The sequence below is a fragment of the Xanthomonas sp. SHU 199 genome (assembly GCF_000364665.1).
Classification (GTDB): Bacteria; Pseudomonadota; Gammaproteobacteria; order Xanthomonadales; family Xanthomonadaceae; genus Xanthomonas_A; species Xanthomonas_A sontii.
Genome location: NZ_AQOI01000390.1, coordinates 1 through 2,213, shown reverse-complemented (window position 1 = coordinate 2,213; position 2,213 = coordinate 1). Strand labels below are relative to the sequence as shown.

The window sequence follows — 2,213 nt, the reverse complement described above, 5'->3', positions numbered from 1 at the left end:
CGATCAGCGCGTCCGGCGCGCTGCTGATCGTGCAGGCCGGCGCCATCGCCTGGCTGGTGCAGGCGCTGCTGGTCGAGCGCCGCGACCTGGCGCAGGCGCTGCCGGTCTTCGGCCTGCTGGCGTTGATGCTGGTCCTGCGCGCGGGGCTCGGCGCCGCTGCGCAGCGTGCCGCCGGCGATGTCGCCGATGCGGCCAAACTCGAGCTGCGTCGCCGCGTGTACCGGCAACTGCTGCAGCGCGGGCCGCTGTGGCTGCGTGGGCAGCGCAACGGCGAACTCGGCGAACTGCTGCTGGCGCATGGCGATGCGCTGGACGGTTACTACGCCGGCTACCGGCCCGCGCGCTGGGAAGTGAGCGTGGTGCCGCTGTTGATCGTGCTGGCGGTGGCGTGGAGCGACTGGGTGGTCGGGCTGATCCTGTTGTTCACCGCGCCGTTGGTGCCGATCTTCATGATGCTGGTGGGCTGGGGCGCCGAGGCCGCCGGCCGCCGTCAGTTGCGCGAACTGGCGCGGATGGGCGGACACTTCGCCGACCGGCTCAAGGGCCTGGGCCTGTTGCGCCTGTACGGGCGCGGCGACGACGAACTGCGCGGGATCGCCGCTGCTGCCGAGGGCGTGCGCGAGCGCACGCTGAAAGTGCTGCGCATCGCGTTCCTGTCGTCCACCGTGCTGGAGTTCTTCGCCTCGGTCAGCGTGGCGATCGTCGCGCTGTACCTGGGCCTGAGCTATCTCGGCATGATCGCCCTGCACGGCAACGTGCCGACCCTGGGCACCGGCGTGTTCTGCCTGCTGCTGGCGCCGGAGTTCTATGCGCCGCTGCGGCGCCTGGCCGCGCATTACCACGACCGCGCCAATGCGCTGGCCGCGGCGGCCGAGGTGGAGCGCCTGCTGGAAAGCCTGCCGCAGGCCACGGATGCGCCGGCTGCGCACGCCGAGGGGGCCGCCGTGCCGAACGACGCCGCTGCCGAGGCAATGCCCGTCGCCGCGCCTTCCACAAGCGCGTCGCGCGAGGTACCGCTGCTGCAGGCGCGCGCGCTGCATCTGCGGCCGCTGGGTGCGCGCTGCGACGCGGTGCAGGGCTTGGATGTCGATCTGCATGCCGGACAGCGCCTGGCCCTGGTCGGCCCCAGTGGCAGCGGCAAGAGCACGCTGCTGGAAGCGCTGGCCGGGTGGCTGCCGCCGCGTGCCGGTACCTTGCAGGTGCGCAAGGGGCTGCGCATCGGCTACGCCGGGCAGCGGCCGTATCTGTTCCACGGCAGCATCGCCGACAACCTGCGCCTGGCCGATCCGCAGGCCAGCGCTGCGCAACTGCATGCCGCCGCCGAGGCGGCGCAGGTGCTGCGCTTCGCCGCGCGGCTGCCGCAGGGGCTGGACACGCCGATCGGCGAGCGTGGCTTCGGCCTTTCGGGCGGCGAGGCGCGGCGCATCGGCCTGGCCCGGCTGTTGCTGCGCGATCCGGAACTGCTGTTGCTGGACGAACCGACCGCGTTCCTGGATGCGGACACCGAGGCGGACCTGCTGCGCACGCTGGCGGACTTCGCCCGCGGCCGCAGCGTGATCGTTGCCACCCACAGCGAGGCGGCGATGCGCTGGGCCGATGCGGTGCTGCGGTTGCCGGCACGCACCACCTCCGCCGCGACCCAGGGAGCGCAGCCATGAGCGGCACTCGCGACACCTTGCGCGGCGTGTTCGGCCGCCATCTCGGCCGGCTGCTGCTGACCGCGCTGCTGGTGCTGTGCACGATGCTGGCCGGGGTCGGGCTGCTCGGCCTGTCCGGCGGCTTCCTCACCGCCGCGGCGCTGGCCGGCGCGGTCGGCATGGGCAGCGGCTTCAACTTCTTCTCACCGTCGGCCGGCATTCGCGCACTGACCTTCGCGCGCATCGCCTCGCGCTACGGCGAAAAGCTGGTCGGACACGACGCGACCCTGCGCATCGCCCGCGACCTGCGGGTGTGGTTCTTCCGCCGCGCACTGCCGCTGGCACCGGCACGGCTCGGCGCCAGCCGCACCGGCGAACTGCTGGCACGGCTGATGTCGGACATCGGCGAGGTCGACGGCCTGGTGGTGCGCGCGCTGGCGCCGCTGGCCGCACTGCTCGGCGTCGGCACGATCGGCATTGCCGCGGCAGCGGCGATCCACGGGCCGGCGGCGCTGGTGCTGACCGCGCTGGCGTTGGCGATCGGGCTCGGCGTGCCGTGGGTGGTGGCGCGCGGCG

1 protein-coding gene and 1 pseudogene are annotated in these 2,213 nt (G+C 73.4%); both read left to right on the top strand.

Translation table 11 applies throughout. From position 1 onward, the window contains the following. Positions 1–1,658 (top strand): thiol reductant ABC exporter subunit CydD (gene cydD, locus D183_RS24700; RefSeq protein WP_017909394.1); only part of this gene is annotated, 1,658 nt, incomplete at its 5' end. After that, positions 1,655–2,213: pseudogene (locus D183_RS0113065) on the top strand (thiol reductant ABC exporter subunit CydC); the annotation flags it as partial. The gene cydD and the pseudogene D183_RS0113065, both read left to right, overlap by 4 nt.